The 19752-nt window shown below is 63.4% G+C and carries 19 protein-coding genes; 6 read left to right on the forward strand and 13 right to left on the reverse strand.

Going from position 1 to position 19752, the window contains the following annotated elements:
- Positions 1-88 precede the first annotated feature (88 nt).
- Complete coding sequence (locus AC0L2F_RS06880) at positions 89-862, reverse strand: helix-turn-helix transcriptional regulator (RefSeq protein ID WP_473247924.1); 774 nt, start codon at positions 860-862, stop codon at positions 89-91.
- A gap of 107 nt (positions 863-969) precedes the next feature.
- On the opposite strand from AC0L2F_RS06880, the gene AC0L2F_RS06885 reads away from it, so the two are divergent.
- Positions 970-2049: an alcohol dehydrogenase catalytic domain-containing protein gene (locus AC0L2F_RS06885; RefSeq protein WP_007610915.1), complete on the forward strand. Its 1080-nt coding sequence runs from the start codon at positions 970-972 to the stop codon at positions 2047-2049.
- Between the two features lie 78 nt (positions 2050-2127).
- Here AC0L2F_RS06885 and AC0L2F_RS06890 read toward each other — a convergent pair whose 3' ends face one another.
- From AC0L2F_RS06890 to AC0L2F_RS06935, 10 genes are all read right to left on the reverse strand, one after another.
- On the reverse strand, positions 2128-2829 hold the full coding sequence (locus AC0L2F_RS06890) for an ABC transporter ATP-binding protein (protein WP_007610916.1): 702 nt from the start codon (positions 2827-2829) through the stop codon (positions 2128-2130).
- A 7-nt stretch (positions 2830-2836) separates the two neighbouring features.
- Entirely contained in the window at positions 2837-4117 is a 1281-nt protein-coding gene (locus AC0L2F_RS06895; protein ID WP_035974154.1) for a lipoprotein-releasing ABC transporter permease subunit, read from the reverse strand.
- 90 nt (positions 4118-4207) lie between these two features.
- Entirely contained in the window at positions 4208-5527 is a 1320-nt protein-coding gene (gene proS / locus AC0L2F_RS06900; RefSeq protein WP_007610920.1) for a proline--tRNA ligase, read from the reverse strand.
- Positions 5528-5680: 153 nt separating this feature from the next.
- The gene (locus AC0L2F_RS06905; protein WP_007610922.1) at positions 5681-7243 is read right to left on the reverse strand and encodes a copper resistance CopC/CopD family protein; all 1563 of its coding nucleotides are present in this window, start codon (positions 7241-7243) and stop codon (positions 5681-5683) included.
- Positions 7243-7758: a YcnI family copper-binding membrane protein gene (locus AC0L2F_RS06910; RefSeq protein WP_156527303.1), complete on the reverse strand. Its 516-nt coding sequence runs from the start codon at positions 7756-7758 to the stop codon at positions 7243-7245. The genes AC0L2F_RS06905 and AC0L2F_RS06910 overlap by 1 nt, the downstream gene beginning before the upstream one ends.
- Positions 7759-7784: 26 nt before the next feature.
- Complete coding sequence (locus tag AC0L2F_RS06915; RefSeq protein ID WP_007610926.1) at positions 7785-8306, reverse strand: copper chaperone PCu(A)C; 522 nt, start codon at positions 8304-8306, stop codon at positions 7785-7787.
- A gap of 28 nt (positions 8307-8334) precedes the next feature.
- Entirely contained in the window at positions 8335-8832 is a 498-nt protein-coding gene (locus AC0L2F_RS06920; RefSeq protein ID WP_007610927.1) for a TlpA disulfide reductase family protein, read from the reverse strand.
- Positions 8829-10040: a sialidase family protein gene (locus AC0L2F_RS06925; RefSeq protein WP_007610928.1), complete on the reverse strand. Its 1212-nt coding sequence runs from the start codon at positions 10038-10040 to the stop codon at positions 8829-8831. The genes AC0L2F_RS06920 and AC0L2F_RS06925 overlap by 4 nt, the downstream gene beginning before the upstream one ends.
- Before the next feature lie 26 nt (positions 10041-10066).
- A complete protein-coding gene (locus tag AC0L2F_RS06930) occupies positions 10067-12475 on the reverse strand; it encodes a TonB-dependent receptor family protein (RefSeq protein WP_473248062.1) in 2409 nt (802 codons plus the stop codon).
- Positions 12476-12559: 84 nt separating this feature from the next.
- The gene (locus AC0L2F_RS06935) at positions 12560-12934 is read right to left on the reverse strand and encodes a DUF2946 family protein (RefSeq protein ID WP_231170948.1); all 375 of its coding nucleotides are present in this window, start codon (positions 12932-12934) and stop codon (positions 12560-12562) included.
- 477 nt (positions 12935-13411) lie between these two features.
- Between AC0L2F_RS06935 and AC0L2F_RS06940 the strand changes: the two genes are divergently transcribed.
- The 4 genes from AC0L2F_RS06940 to AC0L2F_RS06955 all read left to right on the forward strand — a co-directional run bounded on the left by AC0L2F_RS06940 (position 13412) and on the right by AC0L2F_RS06955 (position 17523).
- Positions 13412-13816: a globin gene (locus tag AC0L2F_RS06940; protein ID WP_007610937.1), complete on the forward strand. Its 405-nt coding sequence runs from the start codon at positions 13412-13414 to the stop codon at positions 13814-13816.
- Between the two features lie 135 nt (positions 13817-13951).
- A complete protein-coding gene (locus tag AC0L2F_RS06945; RefSeq protein ID WP_007610940.1) occupies positions 13952-14974 on the forward strand; it encodes a sugar ABC transporter substrate-binding protein in 1023 nt (340 codons plus the stop codon).
- Between the two features lie 6 nt (positions 14975-14980).
- Positions 14981-16483 (forward strand): sugar ABC transporter ATP-binding protein, encoded by a 1503-nt coding sequence (locus tag AC0L2F_RS06950; RefSeq protein WP_473247925.1) that lies wholly within the window; start codon positions 14981-14983, stop codon positions 16481-16483.
- Between the two features lie 11 nt (positions 16484-16494).
- Positions 16495-17523, forward strand: coding sequence for an ABC transporter permease (locus AC0L2F_RS06955; protein ID WP_473247926.1), 1029 nt, complete (start codon positions 16495-16497; stop codon positions 17521-17523).
- Between the two features lie 343 nt (positions 17524-17866).
- Here the strand turns inward: AC0L2F_RS06955 and AC0L2F_RS06960 are convergent, their stop codons facing one another.
- Positions 17867-18556, reverse strand: coding sequence for an L-2-amino-thiazoline-4-carboxylic acid hydrolase (locus AC0L2F_RS06960; RefSeq protein ID WP_473247927.1), 690 nt, complete (start codon positions 18554-18556; stop codon positions 17867-17869).
- 42 nt (positions 18557-18598) lie between these two features.
- Entirely contained in the window at positions 18599-18991 is a 393-nt protein-coding gene (locus AC0L2F_RS06965; RefSeq protein WP_473247928.1) for a RidA family protein, read from the reverse strand.
- A 128-nt stretch (positions 18992-19119) separates the two neighbouring features.
- Here AC0L2F_RS06965 and AC0L2F_RS06970 point away from each other — a divergent pair, with 128 nt between their 5' ends.
- Positions 19120-19743 (forward strand): LysR family transcriptional regulator, encoded by a 624-nt coding sequence (locus AC0L2F_RS06970; protein ID WP_473247929.1) that lies wholly within the window; start codon positions 19120-19122, stop codon positions 19741-19743.
- The last annotated feature ends 9 nt before the right edge of the window (positions 19744-19752 follow it).

Here is a 19752-nt window from a genome sequence, read left to right on the forward strand (position 1 = left end):
GCACCATGCCGACCCCAACATCCATCTGGTCGCTCAAGGTGGTCGGCTGGTGATCCAAGCCGCGTGCCCGTACGGATCGGTCACCGTCCTAAACCGGCGTATAGATCACCAGCTTCAGCGCCGGATCGTCATTGGCCTGAAAGCTGGTGTGCTCGAACCGGAGCACGCCCTTGGTCGGATGGTCCATGATCTTGAGGCCCGCGGCGGTGCTGCGGATCTCGTGCGCTTCCCACCATTTGACGAATTCCGGACTGCCCTCACGCAGCCGCGTCAGCAATTCCGTAAAGGCGGGATCGCCGGCCCAGACGTCGTGAGTGGCGCGAAACATCGCGACCATGCTCTTGGCGACATCGGCCCAGCCGGCACCGTAGAATTTTCGCGTCTGCTTGTTCGTCATCACCAGCAGCAGCGTGTTGCGGTCCTGCTCGGGCAATTGTCCGAACCCGAAGATCTCCTCGGCCCTCGCGTTCCAGGCCAGCACGTCCCAGCGCCGCCCCGTGATGTAGGCCGGCTGCGCCAGGCTCTCGATCATCCGCCGAACCGGCGGCGGCACGATCTCGCGCGTGAACGCGCGCCTGTCGCCGTCGCGCGCGAGCGCCTTGAGATGGGCGTGCTCGGTCTTGCTGAGGCGTAGCGCACGCGCCAGCGCGTCGACGGTGGTGACCGAGGGGCTGACGGTGCGACCCTGTTCGAGCCGGATGTACCAGTCGACGCCGATGCCGGCGAGCTGCGCGACCTCCTCGCGGCGCAGGCCCGCCGTGCGGCGCCGCCGGCCCGCGGGAAGCCCGACCATCTTCGGCGACAGCTTTTCGCGGCGGGACCTGAGAAAGTCGCCGAATTCGACGCGGCGTGGGTCGGCCATGGTGACGTGCCTCGATGGAGGGCCTCGGGAATACTAGGATAATACCAGGCCTTCCCTGGCCTGGAAAGCCGGCGCATATGGGCTTCACCCCACTTTGAGGTGAGATCATGAAAGCTGCCGTATTGAAGTCATTTGGATCGCCCCTTGCGATCGAGGAAGCCGCGGACCCTGTGCTCGGCACGGGCGAGGTCATCGTGGACGTCATCGCAACGCGGGTGCTGTCCTACATGAACGAGGTCTTCAGCGGGGCGCGCAACTATGCGCTCGACCTGCCGATCATCCCTGGGCCAGGCGGCATCGGCAGAGTGCGCGCCATCGGCCCGGACGCGACGAAGCTCAGCGTTGGCGACTGGGTGTTCTGCGACCCGACGGTGCGTTCGCGCGACGACGCCGCGGCGCCCGACATTGCCCTGCAAGGACTCACCGCCCCCGGTGCCGGCGCCATGCGCCTGCAACAGCATTTTCGCCACGGCTCCTTCGCCGAGCAGATGCGGGTGCCGACGGAGAACGTAAAGCGCCTGGGCCAAATTACGTCCGACGAAGCCACGCGATGGTGCGCGCTGGGGACGCTGCTGGTGCCCTATGGCGGCTTCCTTGCCACCAACCTTGAGCCCGGCGAGACCGTGCTGGTGAGCGGCGCCACCGGCAATTTCGGCAGCGCAGCCGTCTCGGTCGCGCTTGCGATGGGCGCAGCCTGCGTGGTCGCGCCCGGTCGCAACGAGACTATTCTCGCCGACCTCGTCCGCCGCTTCGGCGATCGCGTCAAGCCGGTCAGGCTCTCCGGCAATGAGGACGACGACCGCGAGCGCATGAAGCGTGCGGCACCCGGTCCGATCGACTGCGTGCTCGACATCATGCCACCCTCGGTGAGTACGAATGTGGTGCGCGCGGCGATCATGACGGTGCGCGCTTACGGCCGCGTCGTGCTGATGGGTGGTGTCGGCATGGCCGGCGGCGCGGGCCTCGAGCTGCCCTATCCCTGGATCATGCGCAACTGCATCAGCATTCACGGCGTCTGGATGTATCCGCCGGATGCGGCAGGCCGCCTGATCGCGCTGGTGCGCGCGGGACTGCTCAGGCTGGAGGAGTACGAGGCCACCACCTTCGACCTCGACCACGCCAATGAGGCGGTAGCCCATGCCGCCGCCAATGGCGGGCCGTTCAAATTGACGGTGATCCGGCCTTGAACGCCCCGGGGAGCGCCATTTTTTCGTCAGTCCGGCCAAGCACTTGGCTACTGTGCATGGGGTTGTTTTCGCGTTTTTTTATTCGAGCTCGATGACCTGGCCGTTCGACAGCGACACGCGGCGGTCCATCCGGCCGGCGAGCTCCATGTTGTGGGTCGCGATCAGCATGGAGACCTTGGTCGCCTTGACGAGCTGCATCAGGGCCTGGAAGACGTGGTCCGCGGTGTGCGGATCGAGATTGCCGGTCGGCTCGTCCGCGAACAGCACCCGCGGAGCATTGGCCACCGCGCGCGCGATCGCAACGCGCTGCTGCTCGCCGCCCGATAGTTCGGACGGACGGTGCGTGATGCGCTCGCCGAGGCCGAGATAGCCGAGGATTTCCTTGGCGCGCTTGACGCTCTCGGACTTCTTGAGGCCGCGGATCATCTGCGGCAGCATGACGTTCTCCAGCGCCGAGAACTCCGGCAGCAGCCGGTGCGACTGGTAGACGAAGCCGATATCGGTGCGGCGAAGCTGGGTGCGCTCGATGTCGGGCAGTTGCGAGGTCGGCGCGCCATTGACATAGACCTCGCCGGAATCGGGCGCTTCCAACAGTCCCGCGATATGCAGCAGCGTCGACTTGCCCGAGCCGGACGGCGCCACCAGCGCGACGGATTGGCCCGCCCACAGCGCGAGCTTGGCGCCGTCGAGGATCGTCAGCGGCACCTCACCCTGCAAGTACTGTCGCTTTATCTCGTGGAGATAAATGACCGGTACATCTTCCGCCCCCTGGCTCTCCATCAGCCCCTCACTCGTACCGCAGCGCTTCGACGGGATCGAGGCGCGCGGCGCGCCAGGACGGGTATAGCGTCGCCAGGAACGACAGCGTCAGCGCCATGATGACGACGGCCGAGGTCTCGCCGATGTCGATCTCGGCGGGCAGCTTCGACAGGAAATACAGCTCTGGCGAAAACAGTTCGGTGCTGGTCAGCCAGGACAGGAATTGCCGGATCGACTCGATGTTGAGGCAGATCACCAGCCCGACGATGAAGCCGACCATCGTACCGACCACGCCGATCGAGGCGCCCGTGATCAGGAAGATGCGCATGATCGAGCCTTGCGAGGCCCCCATCGTGCGCAGGATCGCGATGTCGCTGCCCTTGTCCTTCACCAGCATGATCAGGCCGGAAACGATGTTGAGCGCCGCGACCAGCACGATCATGGTGAGGATCAGGAACATCACGTTGCGTTCGACCTGGAGCGCGTTGAAGAAGGTCGAGTTGCGCTGGCGCCAGTCCACCAGGAACACCGGCCGGCCCGCCGCCTCCGTCACGGCCTGGCGGAACGCGACGATCTGATCCGGGTTGGTGGTGAAGACCTCGATCGAGGTGACGTCGTTGCTGCGGTTGAAATAGGCCTGCGCCTCTGCGAGCGGCATGAACACGAAGCCGAGATCATACTCGGACATGCCGATCTCGAACACCGCGGCGATCTTGTACGGCTTGATGCGCGGCGTCGTGCCCATCGGGGTGACCGCGCCCTTCGGCGCCACCAGCGTGATGCTGTCGCCGGCGTGCAGCGACAGCTGGTCGGCGAGGCGCCGGCCGATCGCAACCCCCTGCCCGTCGTCGAAGCCCTCGAGCGAGCCCTGCTTGATGTTCTTGGCGATCGAGGTGAGGTTGTTGAGGTCGTCGGAGCGGATGCCGCGCACCAGGACGCCGGAGGCGTTCCACGGCGACGACGCCAGCGCCTGGCCGTCCACCACGGGCGCTGCGAGCCGGATGCCCTGGACCTGACTAAGGCGGTCGGCGACGTCCTTCCAGTCGGTCAGGGGCGATTCCAGCGGCTGGACCAGGATGTGGCCGTTGAGCCCGAGGATCTTGTCGAGCAGCTCCTTGCGGAAGCCGTTCATGACGGCCATGACGATGATCAGCGTCGCCACGCCCAGCATGATACCAAGGAAGGAGAACCCGGCAATAACCGAGATGAATCCCTCCTTGCGGCGCGCGCGTAAGTAACGCGCCGACAGCATCCACTCGAATGGCGCAAAAGGCGCGGTCTGTATCGTCTCGGTCATGGGTTCATCCATCGCTTGATAGTCCCATGATTCGGGGTCAAATGTGGCCGGATTGGCGGCCGCGATCTGGGGCGATGAACAATATTCAGCCAACCAGCCTTATCAGCCCACAAGTCTTGCGACCGCGTCGGCAGGCGACATGGTCTCGCGGGCGCCGTCACTTCGCCGCTTGAGCTCGACTTTGCCGTCGGCAAGCCCTTTCGGCCCGATCATGATCTGCCAGGGGATGCCGATCAGGTCGGCGGCGGCGAATTTGGCTCCGGCGCGCTGGTCGGTGTCGTCGTAGAGCACGTCGACGCCCTTGGCGGACAGCTCCGCATAAAGCTTCTCGCAGGCCGCATCGACCGCGGCATCGCCCTGCTTGAGGTTGAGAATCGACACGCGGAACGGGGCAACGGCCTCCGGCCATTTGATGCCGGCATCGTCATGGCAGGCTTCGATGATGGCGCCGAGCAGGCGCGAGACGCCGACGCCGTAGGAGCCGCCGTGGATCGGCACGTCGACACCGTCGGGGCCCGCGACCAGCGCCTTCATCGCATCGGAATACTTCGTGCCGAAATAGAAGATCTGCCCGACCTCGATACCGCGGGTGTTCACCCGTTTGTCCGCGGGCACTTCCTGCTCGAAGCGCGCGGCGTCGTGAACGTCTTCCGTCGCCGCATAGACCGAGGTCCATTGCTTGATGATCGGCGTCAAATCACTCTCATAGTCGACGTCCTCGCCCGGCACCGGCAGGTCCAGCACGTCGCGATTGATGAAAACGCCGGATTCGCCGGTCTCGGCGAGCACAATGAACTCATGACTGAGATCGCCGCCGATCGGGCCGGTCTCGGCGCGCATCGGGATCGCCTTCAGCCCCATCCGCGCGAAGGTGCGCAAATACGCCACGAACATCTTGTTGTAGGCGACGCGCGCCGCGGCCTCGTTGAGGTCGAACGAATAGGCGTCCTTCATCAGGAACTCGCGGCCGCGCATCACGCCGAAGCGGGGACGCTGCTCGTCGCGGAATTTCCATTGAATATGATAGAGATTCAGCGGCAGGCTCTTGTAGGACTTCACATAGGCGCGGAAGATCTCGGTGATCATTTCCTCGTTGGTCGGCCCGTATAGCAGCTCGCGCTTGTGGCGGTCGGCGATGCGCAGCATCTCGGGGCCATAGGCGTCGTAGCGGCCGCTCTCGCGCCAGAGGTCGGCAAGCTGGAGCGTCGGCATCAACAGCTCAAGCGCGCCGGAGCGGTCCTGCTCCTCGCGCACGATCTGCTCGATCTTCTTGAGCACGCGGAAGCCGAGCGGCAGCCAGGCATAGATGCCGGCGGCCTCCTGCCGGATCATGCCGGCACGCAGCATCAGCCGATGCGAGACGATCTCCGCCTCTTTCGGATTTTCCTTCAGGATGGGCAGAAAGAACCGCGACAACCGCATGGCAATACTCGAGGAATCAGTGATGGCTTGCAGTGAAACCGGATTGGGAGCCAAAACACAAGACCGGGAATGAGGAAAACCCGCTAACACAGCGGAATTCCTGTCATTTTTCCGTCGACTTCAGGTTCGACGCGAGGTGCCGAAGAGCCGGGTTCAGGGCGCCGCCACCTCGAGCTCGTCCTCCAGCGTGATCTTCTCGAAATCGCTCACCAGCGCGTCGATCCGCACATGCCAGCGGCCCGCAAAGGGCAGTTCGACCTTGCGCACGTGCCAGTAGCTGTCCGGCCCGAGCGAGGCGTTCCGCTCCATTGGCTCGATGCCGCGTTCGGGCAGGCTCAGCGTCAGCGTCACCTCCTTGGCCCCGAGCACCGCCCCCTCGCCGGTCATGAGCTGCAGCACGAAATCGTTGATACCCACCTTACCCGGCGAGACCAGGACCTGGAACATCGCCCTGTCGGTGTGGATGTGGATCGCCAGCGGCGTCTCCGGAACGATCGTTCGCGGCGGCGGCGTGAAGCGCCAGCCCGCCACGACGGCCAAGATGCCTAGCGCGATGGCGCATTCGAGCACGATCGAGCGCTTCAGGCTCTGCGCGGCCCCGTGATCCCCCGCCAGAGCCGGAGTCAGGCGAAAGCGGTTGAGCGCGGCAAGCGCCAGCAGCACGAGGACCAGCGCAAGCTTGATCGAGAGGATCAATCCGTAGCGGGTCTCGACCAATGCAGACGGCTTCTCAAGCTGAACGATGGCGAGCGCGAGGCCGGTCAATGCGAGAACGCCAACGACCGGCGCGGCGATGCGAGAAAAGCGGTTTACGACAGGCAAAGCCGCGGCGGGCCGCTTCGACAACAGCGCGACCAGCGGCGCGAGGGCCCCAATCCAGAACGCGACACCGAGACCATGGAGAAAGATTGCCGGCCGAGTCAACAGTTCGGGCGGTGCCGTAGCGGCGTGCCCGGTCATGGCCAGCGACAAGCCGACGCCGACGAAGGCAATGATCGCCAGAGCGCGCGCGCACCACGCGTTGCCTAGCGCCAGCAACGCGAGCAGCATTGCAGTGATGGACACGAGCAAGGCCGGGCCCGCGCTGGTCCCCAATGCGACTCTCCAGGAAGCCATCGTCGCGAGAGCGGATAGCGGTAGGCCGAGGAGATCCAGCCCCAACACGCCAAGGGACACCACCGCGCTCGGGACGCCGATGGCGAGCGCCATGCACGGAACGGTCATGCCGGTCATCGACCACGCAACCCAGCGCGCAAAGAACACGCCGCCGACGCCGACGAACAGGCCAAGATAGAGACCGACCCGCGCCAGCCAGATCAGCACGTTCAATCCGACAGCGGCGTTGGCGAGAGCTTGCGTCCCCGTCGGCATGCCGATCGAGAAGATCACCGATCCCGCGACGGGATGGCCATCCTGCGAGATCACGCGATAGCTGACGACCGCCGTCCCCTGCGGCATGTCAGCCGGCATCGCGACCGAGATGGTCTCGCCCGATGCGTTGACGCGCACATCATCCCGCGCCATGCCCGCGCCGTCGATCAATTGGATGGCACCCGGCGTCACCGCCTCGTTGAAGCGCAACTCCACCGCCTTCGGCGCGTTCGCAAGCATGCTGCCGCTCGGCGGCTCGACCGCGACCAGCGCCGCGTGCGCCGAGACGCCGGTCGCAAAGCCGACACCAAGAAGCAGCGTCGCGAGCGCGGCGAGCAGGCGCATCAGGGTTTTGGCAGGAGTTTTACACCCGGCGCCGGTGACTTGCCCTCGTGCGAATGCCCGGCCCCCTCCGTGGGGATCTCGATCCAGCGGCTGACGCCGGTCTCGCATTCCTGGACGACAGGAAAATACAGCGTCGTGTTCGGCGTCAGGCTCGTGGTGAGGAAGCTGCTGATGACGAACTCATCGTAATTGTGGTCCGGCAGCTTGCCGCCCGACCAGGCCACCTCCTTGACGCCGGAGGAAAGCTTGTTGCCGTGGTAGTCGTACTCATTGGTGTATTTGCCCTCGACCACGTCAACACTCCAGCCCGCCTTCGGCATCGGCTTCACCGCGATCACCCCTTCCGGAATCTGCACCCGGATCTTCACCGTGGGCGATCCCTTGCAGCCGTGCGGCACAGCAAAGACGGCCTTGTAGTAGGAGCCGACCGCCGCCTGTTTGGTCTCTAGCGTGATATGCGCCGCCGCGGGGGACGCCGCGAGCGCGGCGATCAGACTCGCAAGGATTCGATGCATAGTCATGGAAGGCTTGATCTGTTTCATCACATCTTCATTCCCGGATGATCCGGCATTTTCTTCATCATGTGCCCGCCCTCGCCGGGCGCCTGCGCGCCGACGCCCTGGACGTCGAGGGTGACGGCGACCTTACCGGCCTTCTCGAACTGAAGCGTCACCGGCACCTTGTCGCCCTGCTTGAAGGGGCCCTTCAGCTCCTGGAGCATCAGGTGGTAGCTGCCGGGGGCGAACTTCACCGTCTTGCCGGGATCGATCACGAGGCCCTTATCGAGCAGGCGCATCTTCATCACGCCGTTCTCCATCGCCATCTCGTGAACCTCGGCCTTCCCCGCGATATCGGCGGAAACGCTGACCAGCTTGTCGGCCACTGTGCCCTTGTTCTCGATGGTGAGATAGCCGCCGGCGACCTTGGCTCCGCCCGGTGTCGCCCGGCTCCACGCCTGCGAGATGACGAGATCGCCCGCCTTGACGTCGTCGGCCGCCGCTGGTGCCGTGCAGAGCGCGAGAGCGAACGCTGCGATCAGCACATCTTTCAACATCGTCTTCATATCGGTCTTCCCGTTTGCAGATTGACTTTCAGTGTTTGGTGAGTTGTTGCGCAGACCATTTTTCGAAGTCGGCTATCTCGGCCGAGCCTTCAATCGTCGTGATGACTCCATCGCGCGATATGAGCATTGTCCGGGGAATGTCGCCCTGCCAGCCGGGGTCGATCTCGAACCTCAAACGCTCGACAAAACCGTCGTTGAAGATGAAGTTTTCGGTCGTCGACAGCCCCGCTTTATCGAGCATCGATTGCGTCGCCGCCGGCAGGTTCGGCACGAGATCCGCGCTGATCGTGACGACGTCGATCCCGGGATGATTCTTCGCAAATTGCCCGAGCAGCGGCAGCTCGATCTTGCAGGGCCCGCAGGTTACGCCCCAAAAATGCACGAGCGTCGGGCGACCCGCATGCCCGCTCAGCACGCTTTGCCACGTGCCGCGCTCGAAGGGCTTAAGGGCTGGCGCCGCTCCTAGCGCTGACGCTGATGCGATTAAGATACCGAGGCCCAGAAGGCCCACAAACCGACGTTTCATGGTTGGTCCTCGATTGCCGTGAAACGATAGCCGTCCGCCTTCGTCATCCATGACAGGTAGGTCTGTCGGCCATTGGAAACGAGCAAGGGATGATCGGATGTATCGGTCGTGCTCGATATCGTCTTCGGCAGCGACCACGTCTCGCCATCGTCGCGGGAGATCGTCATCTGGACCGAGGTCTTCTCACCATCGAACTCTTTCCAGACCATCAGGGTTCCCGCCGGGCCTGCGAGCAAGAACGGGCGCGTCGGGTTGCGGCCCGGCTGCCCCAGCGCCATCGGCGTGGAAAAGGTGCGGCCTTCGTCGCGCGAGTGGGCGTGGAACAGTCCTTTCCGCACCTTTCCGTTCGTGTACCAGGCAACGTGATAGGTCCCGTTCGGCGCAACCGTGAGGCTCGGCCCATGATGCGGGCAGGCGTTGATCTGCCAGTCGTCGTTGCTGACGCGATGGATCTCGCCGGGTGTCGAGATGTCGGCAAAGGTCATGACTGCGTGATCGCGCACGCCGCCCTCGAAGATGTTTCTGAAGATCACGGCCGGCCGGCCCGCCGTTGCGAATGTCAGCCCCAATCGGCAACATTCGCAGGTGTTGTCACGCGCGAGACCAGCATCCCCGAAAGTGGTGCCCCCATCGCGCGACGAAGCAAAGAACAACCCTGCCCCCTCGTATTTTCGCCCCGCCTCCTTTGCAGGAACACGATTGCGCTTATCGAGCCAGGCCGCAAACACCGTTCCATCCTGATCGAGCGCGAGCGCCTCAAAACGCTGGCTCTCGTTGTTTGCGGTGATGGGCTTCAGCTCCGCAAAGTGCTTTCCGCCGTCGGACGAGCGGGTGTAGAGCACCTGGCCGTTGAAAGCTTCATCCCTGAAGATCGAGAACGCCAGCGCGATGCCCCCATTTCGATCGACCACGATCTTCGGCCGGGCATCCGGCCCCCAATCAAGGTTGAGCCGCTTTGTCGTGACTTGGGTGGGAGGCGAAAAACTCCGCCCTGCATCCTGCGAACTCGCAACTGAAACCTGCCCGCCCGCCATCCAGGCGAGCCACAGCGTTCCATCCGGACCGAATGCAGGCGTCGTCTTGGTCGCGCAACGCAGCGTCGGCTCGTCACAAGCGGCCTCCGACGCATGCTGCGCGTGCATCTGTCCAAGTGCCGCGTCTTGCAAGAAGGCGAGAGCGAGTATCGCCAACAAGCCACTTCGGATCACAGCCGCACTCCCTTTGAGAGCCCGTATCATTTGAACGCCACCTTCATACCCGCAACGAACGTGCGCGGCGAGCCCGCGTAAATCGATCCCGTCGTGTTCGCGAGCACGCTGGCAAGATTTGGAAGGCCGGCTGTGGTCACCGCATTGGTGATGTTGTTTGCCGACGCAACATAAGTGCGATCAAATACGTTCCTGACTTCGAGAAACAGGTTGAGGGATCTGAAGGTGTCTGACACCAGGTCCGTCTTGTAGTGGACGTTCACGTTGATCAGCTCATAGCCCGGCGCTTTCAGCAGATTTGCATTGTCCATGTAGAAGGATTCCTTCCACTGGACTTCGACAAAACCTCCGAGCCCCGTCAGCGACCCCGCGAATTCGTCGTAGCCGATCCTGGCCGTCAGCTCGTTCGGCGAGATTCCGGGGATCTTGTTGCCTGCCCGGTTGAAGCTGAACACCGCGACATTGGTGATGTTCTCCACATACTCGGTGTAGACCTCGTCGAGATAGGTATACGCCGCCATGAACCGCCAGCCCGGATGGAACTTCCAATCGGCAGCAAGTTCGATGCCCCGATGCTCGGATCGCGGTGCGTTGAACATGTAAGTCGCGTTGCTCGCGCTCGGGTTACTGACGGCCTGACTCACCAATTCATTTCGAAAAAACTCGTAAAAGGCCGTCGCGCTCAGTTTGACCGCACTGCTCGGCGTCCAGTCGAAGCCCAGATCGTAGCCGACATTGGTTTGCGTCTGGAGCTGCGTGTTGTTGCCGAAATCACCGCTCGGAAGAACGAACAGATTCGAGACCTGCGGCGTCCCGTATCCGGTCGCTACTCGTCCGCGAAATTGCCATTCTGGATTGAGCCTGTAGAGCAGCGCCAACTCAGGAGCCGTGTTTTCGATCTTGCGATCGGCGGTGGTGGGCACCGGTATCGTCGCTACCGGAACATTGAAGGTGTCGTATTTATAGAGGGTATTGACGCCTCTCAGAATTGTAGTTTCCCAACCAATTCCGGCTATCGCCGTCAAATCAGGAGTGAGCTTCAGTTCCTCCCTCGCCCGTATTCCATAGTTGGATGTATCGCTGAAGGTGTTGGCCTGCAGCAGCCCCAACGTGGCGTTGCCGCCCGGCATGACGTTACGCGTATCGCTCGACGCCACGAGTGTATTGTACCAGGCGCCGATTAATGTGGTGGACTCCATGCCGAAGATTTCGCCACGCTTCGTAATATCGCTCATGTAGTTGTAGGAGGGGAAATCGCCGATGGCGCTGGTCGCGCCGGTCGGCTGGCTGATGTTCCTGTCGTCGAAAACGAACTGGTTTCGCCACGTGGTCGTATTGTCGAAGTCGTGGTCCCATCGTGCTCCGACAATGGTTCGTCGATCGTTTCGCCCGAGACCGGCTTGCTTCGCTGTCTCGTTGTCCTTGCCGCCGTTGAAGCCGTTCTTGAAGAGAGACACGGTGGGACATCCGGCGGCCGCCGCCGTACCGCTCGTACACCCCTGCTGGTAGGGATTGGTGTAGAATTGGTTCAGCGACTGCCGGATCGGCAACCGCGCGCTCAGGTCATTATTGATGATCTTGACCGTAAAGCGGTCGTCCGGCGTCGCCTTGAGCGTACCGAGGAAGTTGACGGTCTGCGTATTGAACCAGCTATTGCCGATGTAGCCGTCGCCCCGCGTATCGCTTGCGAATAGCGATCCCTCGAAATTACCGAACTTCTTTCCGGCCGCCAGGTAGTTGTTGAGATAGCCGTAGCTGCCGCCGTCGACGCCATACTCGACGCCGTCGATCGTGCCACCGGGCCGGGTTCGGAAATTGAGCGCGCCGCCGGTCGCGTAGTTTCCATAAAGCGCCGACGAGGGACCGCGGACCACGTCGATCGCGCCATAGGCATGGGGATCGATCAGGTCGCTGCGCGACAGGCCATCCGGCTGCGTCACCGGAAAACCGTCGTCGAAGATCACGAGATTGCGGATGCCAAAGCTATTCCGGGCGTTGGATCCACGGATCGAGATGCCGAAATCGCGGGGGCCGTTCCCCTGCTTGATCGAGATGCCCGGACTATCCCGCAGGATGTCGCTGACCGAAAACGACGGGCGGTTGTCGAACTCGCTCCGATCGATGGTCGTCGCGGTCTGACCGGCCGGCGCCTGATTGACGCCATCGCGGGCAGCGCTGTCCGTCACGGCCCTGTTTTGGGTGGATACGCTGACGCTTGCGCTTGGCGTCACGGGCCTTGCCGCACGGCCTGCCGATGCAGAGCGCGGTTTCGACGGTCGGCTTATTGGTTTGGGACGGGCAGCCTGCGGGGCCACGACAGTCACCGCGGGAAGCTCGGTATTGCCGCTTTGGGCAAAGGCTCCGCTCGACGAGGCAAGCAGCGCGGCCTGAATGGCAACGACGCTCGCGCCACGGCGGGCATGACAACATAACATGGGGCATTCCTGACGCCGGGCTTTCTCTCCGGCCATTCGACAGCATCAATCGCCTGCGACGGACCGCGGCGATCACGAGAGTCGTCAGGAAAATTGAGGCGGTGCGCGCGCCTGGGCGTTTGTGCCTTTATGGGTCGCGCCGGCGGATGCCTCCACGGCGTGCCATACCACGCGCTCGGCGTGGCGGAAGGGAACGGAAAGCGCGGCGTGCGGCGGCGAATCGAGCGACGCGCCCAATTGCGCCAAGCAACAGAGGGCGCAGGCGCCACCATGCGCGATCGGTGCATCATTCCGGTCGTTCAGGCCGCCCTGCTCGCTCGCGCTGTGGCAGATGACGGCGGCAGAAAGCGGATCGGCCACAGCTTGGCCAGCCGCCAAACAGGCGGCAATCGGCGCCAGCACCTGCATCACCAAGGCGAGCAGGACCAGGGGTAGGAATTTTTGCAGCCGTGCGCGCATCCGCCGAACCATTCGTTCGTCTACTAACTAAACACCGCGCTATGGCCGAGTCGAGCCCGGTTCCGCCGCCTTCTTAATGCAGCGCAAATTCCCCGGAAAACTGTGGTCCGGCCGCCACCAGCAGGGAACCTCCGGCATTTGAGGCAGTCGAGCCCCTGCCCCATCCACAGATTTCTTATATTCGTCATATGCTTACACGGCGGGCCACCAGATCATTTCGTCAAATGCTCGAATTTTGAACATTCGTTGCCGAAAATGATGACAAGTGAGAAAAGTTGATCTAGCATCCCCTTGCTCAGGCTGGCCGCGAGGTCGAAGTCTGGTGGTCCAAGTCTCGGGAGGAGCCCCTGACGCGCAAAATGCAGCGTCGCCCCGCCAATCAAGATCAAATCTTAGAATCGGGGATAATAGGGTCGACACAATTTTCGAGCGGGGCTAGGGCCCCGCTCTTTTTTTGTCTGCGGGGCTGATGCGCCGATGAATCCTTCTCCCAATCCGATCGAACAGAGCCTTGAACTTGCAGCCTCGCGCTGCACCGATCTCACGCCACACGTCTATCAGCGCCTTTTCGAACAGCATCCCGAAACGCGGGCGATGTTCCGCACGCAAGGCAGCGAGCTCGTGATGGGATCGATGCTCGCACTCACCATCGAGGCGATTCTCGACTTCGCCGGTGATCGCCGTGGGCAATTCCGGTTGATCGCGTGCGAGGTCGTATCGCACGATGGCTACGGCACGCCGCGCGAGTTGTTCACCGCCTTCTTCGCCGTCATCAGGGATACACTGCGCGATCTCCTCCGCGATGAATGGTCGTCGGACATCGCACAGGCCTGGGACCGACTGCTCATCGAGATCGACGCGTTCGCCTCCGTTCAGGCCTGACGCTTTGCGCTGCACCAACGCGTCTCGCGGCGACCGTTGATTGCGGATTGAGTGGCACCAACTCTTGTGAGACACTTTCGGACATCGGTCGCGCAATCAATGACGCGCCGAAGCAAAATTGTATGGGAGCGAGCGATGTCCGGGACGAAAGATTTCTCGACGACGAGGCGCGATCTTCTTCAGGCGGCAGCAACCGCCGGCGCCGCGACTGCCATCCTCGGCAGCATGGGCATAAACCCCGCCCTTGCAGCCGAAGTCGGACGCAGCGAGAAGCCGCTGAAGGCGGCGTTCTCCAACGCAGGCCTCCAGGCCACCTGGTGCGCGCAGGGCAAGCAGGCCGCGGAATTCTGGGGCAAGCTGTTCAATGTGGAGGTCACCTGGTTCGACGGTCAGCTCGATGCCGTGAAGCAGCGCGCGGCGATCGACAACATGGCTTCGCAGAAGTGGGACTTCGTCGCGATCCAGGCTTTTGGCATCGGCACCCTCACCCAGCCGGTGCAGAAGATGATCGACGCCGGCACGCCCGTGATCGACATGGACACGCTGATCGCGCCGCTCGACCAGATCAACGTCCACTCCTTCCTCGCCCCCGACAACGAGTTCATGGGCGCCTCGGTGACGCAGGCGCTGTGCAACGCGATGGGCGGCAAGGGCAAGATCATCATGACGCAAGGAGCCCTCGGCCACACCGGCGCGCAGGGCCGCGCCAAGGGCTTCAACAATGTCGTCAAGCAATTCCCCGGGATCGAGGTGCTCGACACCCAGCCGGCCGACTGGGACGTGTCGAAGACTGCGCGTCTCTGGGAAACCTACCTGACCAAGTATCCGCAGATCGACGCGGCGTTCTTCCACAATGACGACATGGCGCTCGCTGCCGCCAACATCATGAAGGCGCGGGGCCGCACCAACATCCTGATCGGCGGCGTGGACGCGATGCCGCCGGCGATCCAGGCCGTCAGCGAAGGCCGCATGTTCGCGACCGTCCGCAATCCTTCCTGCCGGATTCATGGCGGCGCGATCATCGCGGGCGTTTCCGCCGTGGTCGGGGGCGAAAAGAGCGGACAGGGCATTCCGAAGAACGTCGTCACCGACGGTCCGGTCGTGACCAAGGCCAACGCCGCCGGGATGCAGTGGATGCAGGATCACTTCCTGATCTGAGCCTCCATGCGAGAGGATCGTTCGCCCATCCTGGAACTGCAGGGCATCACGAAGAGCTTCGGCGGCGTCGAGGCGCTTCGTGGTGTCGACTTCGCGCTCTCACCCGGCGAGATCCACGGTCTCGTCGGCGAGAACGGCGCGGGAAAAAGCACGCTGATGAAGATCATCGCCGGCGTGCACACCGAATTCTCGGGCCGCTTCCTGATCGACGGACAGGAGACGCATTTCCGCTCGGCCCGCGACGCGCACAGCGCCGGCATCGCCATGGTGCACCAGGAGCTCTCCGTCGCGCCCGACCTCACGGTCGCGGAGAACGTGTTTCTGGGCAACCAGCCGACCAACCGGCTTGGCCTGGTGCAATGGCGGCGGATGGCGCGCGAGGCCGGCGAGCAGCTCGCCCGCTTCGGCATCGACGTCGATCCGATGTCGCGGCTGGGTGACTTACCCATCGGGCTCCAGCAACTCATCGAGATCGCGCGCGTGCTGTTCTCCGGCGCGCGCATCGTCATCCTGGACGAGCCGACCTCCGCCCTCTCCCCGCCCGAGGTCGAGCGACTGTTTGCGACGCTGCGGCGCCTGCGAGAGGAAGGCACGGCGATCGTCTTCATCTCGCATTTCATCGAGGACATCTTGCGCGTGTCCGACACGGTGACCGTGTTCCGCAACGGGCGGAAGGTCGCGGAGACCGCAAGTGCCTCGACCAGCAAGGGCGCGCTGATCGAGGCCATGATCGGCCGCGGCGGCGAAGCGCTCGAGCACAGCTACAGTGACGATCTGATGCTGCCGCGGCCGAGCGACAGCTCGGTGGTCCTGAAGGTCGACCAGCTGTCCCTGGCCCGCAGCCTGAAGGACATTTCCTTCGAGGCGCGCGCCGGCGAAGTGCTCGGCATCTACGGTTTCATGGGCTGCGGCCAGCAGGAATTGTCACGCATCCTGTTCGGCAAGCTGAAGCCGGACGGCGGCACGCTCGCGGTCGAGGGCAAGCCAAAAACCTTCGCGAGCACAGCTGCGGCGCGGCGCGCCGGCGTGGCGCTGGTGCCCGAGAGCCGGCGCGCGATGCTGTTTCACCAGGAGCCGGTCTACAAGAACATCTCGATCAGCATTCTCGATCGCATCTCGGCGCTGCTGCTCAAGCCGGCGCAGGAGCGCGACATCGCAAAGCGCCAGGTCGAGCAGCTCCAGATCAGACCGCCGGTGGTCGGGCTCGATCTCGGCATGCTCTCCGGCGGCAATCAGCAAAAAGTTGCTCTGGCGAAATGGCTGACCTATCCGCCAAAACTCCTGGTGCTGTGCGAGCCCACCCGCGGCATGGATGTCGGTGCCAAGAACGACGTCATCAACATCGTCCGCGATCTCCGCGCCATGGGGCTCGCGATCATCGTGCTGTCGACCGAGCCGGAAACGGTGCTGTCGCTGGCCGACCGCATCCTCGTGCTCAAGCGCGGCGCGTTGGTGCGCGAATTCACGAACGAGCCTGTCAGCAAGGACCGCCTGCTGGAAGCGGCGTGACGGAGAAGCACATGGCGAGCAGTGACACGGCTTTGGCGGCGGGGCAGCGGGCGCGAGGGCTTGCGCCGTTCCTGCGCTCGCAGATGCGCAACATCGCCCCGTTCCTGACGCTGATCTTCCTCTCCGGCTTCTTTGCGCTGGCCAGTCCCTCCTTCGCGACGCTGGACAATCTCGGCAACATCCTGACGCAGGTGTCGGTCACAGGCATCATCGCCGTCGGCCTTACCTTCGTGATCCTCTGCGCGGAGATCGACCTCTCGATCGCCAGCATCGCCAACGTCACGGGCATCGCGGTCGCCTACTTCACGCTCCAGGAATCCTACGTCAACATCCCCAACATTCCCCTGCCCGGCGCCGCGGCGATCCTGCTGGCCATTTTGCTCTGCGCAGCTCTCGGCCTCGTCAATGCGCTGGGGCTGACAATGATCGGCATCCCCTCCTTCATCATGACCCTGGCGATGATGCAGATCGCGGCCGGCATCTCGGCGCTGCTGGTGCGCGGCCAGATCGCCTACAAGGTGCCCGGCGTGATCACCACGCTGGGCTCGGGCTCAATCGGCGGCATCCCATGGATCGTCATCGTCGCCGCGATCATGCTGCTCTTGGGACATCTGGTGCTGACCTACACGCGCTTCGGCCGCTACGTCTACATGGTCGGCGGCAACCGCGAGGCGGCCGAATATTCCGGCCTCAACGTCAAGCTCATCCTCGGCGCGGTGATGGTCATTTCGGCGGTGTGCTCCGGTATCGGCGGCATGCTCGGTGTCGCTCATTTCGGCAGCGCGCAGCAGAACGAGTTCGATACCTATCTGCTCGACTCCATCGCCGCCGTCGTGGTCGGCGGCACCAGCCTGTTCGGCGGCCGCGGTGGCATCGGCAACACCATCGTCGGGCTCTTCGTTCTCGGTGTTCTCAATAACGGCCTCGACCACGTCAACATCGACAGCTTCCTGAAGATCCTGATCCGCGGCCTGATCCTGCTGGCAGCGCTGGTGATCAACGTCTATGCGCAGCGGCTGAGGGAAAAGGCGGTGGAATAGCCGCCCCTCAAAACAAAAGCGCGAAAACAACCCCATGCACAGTAGAGACCGTGAGGGAATACAACGACTTACAAAAACCAGAAATTGTGTAGCTGCGACCGTGGCGGCGTTTGACTCGTCGGGCAAAACAGGAGCAGGATGTCATCATGGCGGTGTGCGCGTCCGTAGCTGCTATTCCAGAGAACTCTGACATTCGCGACGAACAACGCTCCGTCATCCTGAGGTGCGAGCCATGGGACGCAACGCGTCCCGTGGTGAGCCTCGAAGGATGAACGGCCAAGATGCAGCCGGGCCGTCGCCCTTCGAGGGCCGCTGAAGAAGCGGCCACCTCAGGGTGACGGTTCTAGTCCGGCACAAGCCGCGAAAACCGGAAATTGCAATGGCTCGCACCGCCCGCGAGCGTCTGTGTCCTCTCCAGGCGGATGCCTCGCGCTGCGTAGGCGACGAAATCGAGCCCGCAGATGTTCGGCAGAATGTCCTTGTCGCCGTGACGCGCCGCGAGCTTGCAGAAGCCGCAGGCCTTGTAGTTGATGCCGAATTCAAAACTGTCACCCCTATCAGGCTCGACGAAATCGTAGACGAAATCTTCCGGAAACTCGGTCTGATGGCTTTCGGTCGCGCTTCTTGCCGCCTGCTCGCGCAGCAGGGCCTGGTTCTCCGGCGACATGAACTGACGCCCCGAGGCGAGACGTTCCGCTTCCGATACGGTGAGCAATTGCGCCTTGTAGGTGTCCCGCTCGATCTCGCCGATCACGGGCACCGGCACGCCGTGGCGCCGCAGCACCCGGCTGATGGCCATGAAGCCCATCAGGCGCATGAAGAAATCGCTCATGCGGCTCGCCGCGCCGCCGACATAGGGCATCTGGGTGAGCACGATTTCGAATTCGTCCATCACCTTCCGCCTGATCCCGTCGACCTCGGAAAGCTGCGCGCGCTCGCGCAACATCGGTTCGGCCAGATCGAGCCGCTCGCGCATGGCGGCCTCCATTGCACCGCGATGCGCTTCGTAGAACGGATGGATGATCTCAGCCATGGGACATTTGATATGATTGGCTCGTTGCAATGTCGGCCGGTTTCACTCCGCGGCGATCGCCTCGATCTCCAGCAGCCATTTGCTGTCGACGGTCTCGACGATCACGACCGTCAGCGCGGGCTGGTGGTCGCCCAGCTTCGCGCGACGAATGGAGCGGTTGGCCACCAGTTGATTGCGGTCGGTCAGGAAGGTGTTGACCTTGACCAGATGCGCGACGCCAAGGCCGGCCGCGGCGAGCACCTCCATCAAATTGCGCCAGGCCTGCTCGCACTGCGCCTCAAAGCCGTCAGGAACGGTGCCGTCGGATCTCTCGGGCACCTGGCCGCTGATGAACAACAGTCGTCGATGCTGTGTCAGTTCAAGTCCCATGCAATAGCCGCCGGCGGCAGGATGGACCGTTGCGGGATTGTGGCTGACGAGGTGAGCTGGGGGCATGAGGTTTCTCCGGATTGCTTGTCGACCGTATCCGGCGCCATCACCGCTTCGCAAAGCATCATTGCTGCGGTTCAGCGCAAGAAAATCTATTGCAAGGCCACAGCCCATCAGTGTCAAAATGGAGACCGATGACCTACGCCCTTCCCCCACTCAACGCGCTCCGCGCCTTCGAGGCCGCCGCCCGGCATCTCAGTTTCAAGCTGGCCGCACACGAGCTGCACGTGACGCCCGCCGCCGTGGGGCAGCAGGTGAAGGCGCTGGAGGCGCGCCTCGGCGTGCAGCTGTTCGAACGGCTGCACAAGCAGCTCATTCTCACCGCGGCCGGTCAGTCCTATCTGCCCGGGGTCTCCGAAGGCTTTCGCCACATCGCGGAGGCGACCTCCCAATTGAGACCAGCAGGCGCGGTGCTGCTGCAATTGGGAGTCCATGGCGGCTTCGACCTCCGCCGCCTCGATCTGGCAGTGTTTCGCAGCGCGCATGCGGAGATCGGTTTGCGGGTGCTGCATCCGGCCGGCCTGCACGAATTGGTCGAGGGCAAGGTCGACCTGCTGATCGCCCGCAGTCTTGGCCACCATCCGGGTTATCGCTGCGACCGGCTCGATGCGGGATCGGGTTTGGGCGATTGGCTGATTGCGCCTGAAGGCACCGCGGATTGTCCGGAGGTCGTCAGTTTTCGCGACTGGCTGCGTGGCTTGGCGGCGGAGACCGCAAATCGCCGCCCTCGTCTGGTCGGCGTCAGACGACAGGCTTGACCGGCAATC

Source organism: Bradyrhizobium sp. Ken64, assembly GCF_055807555.1.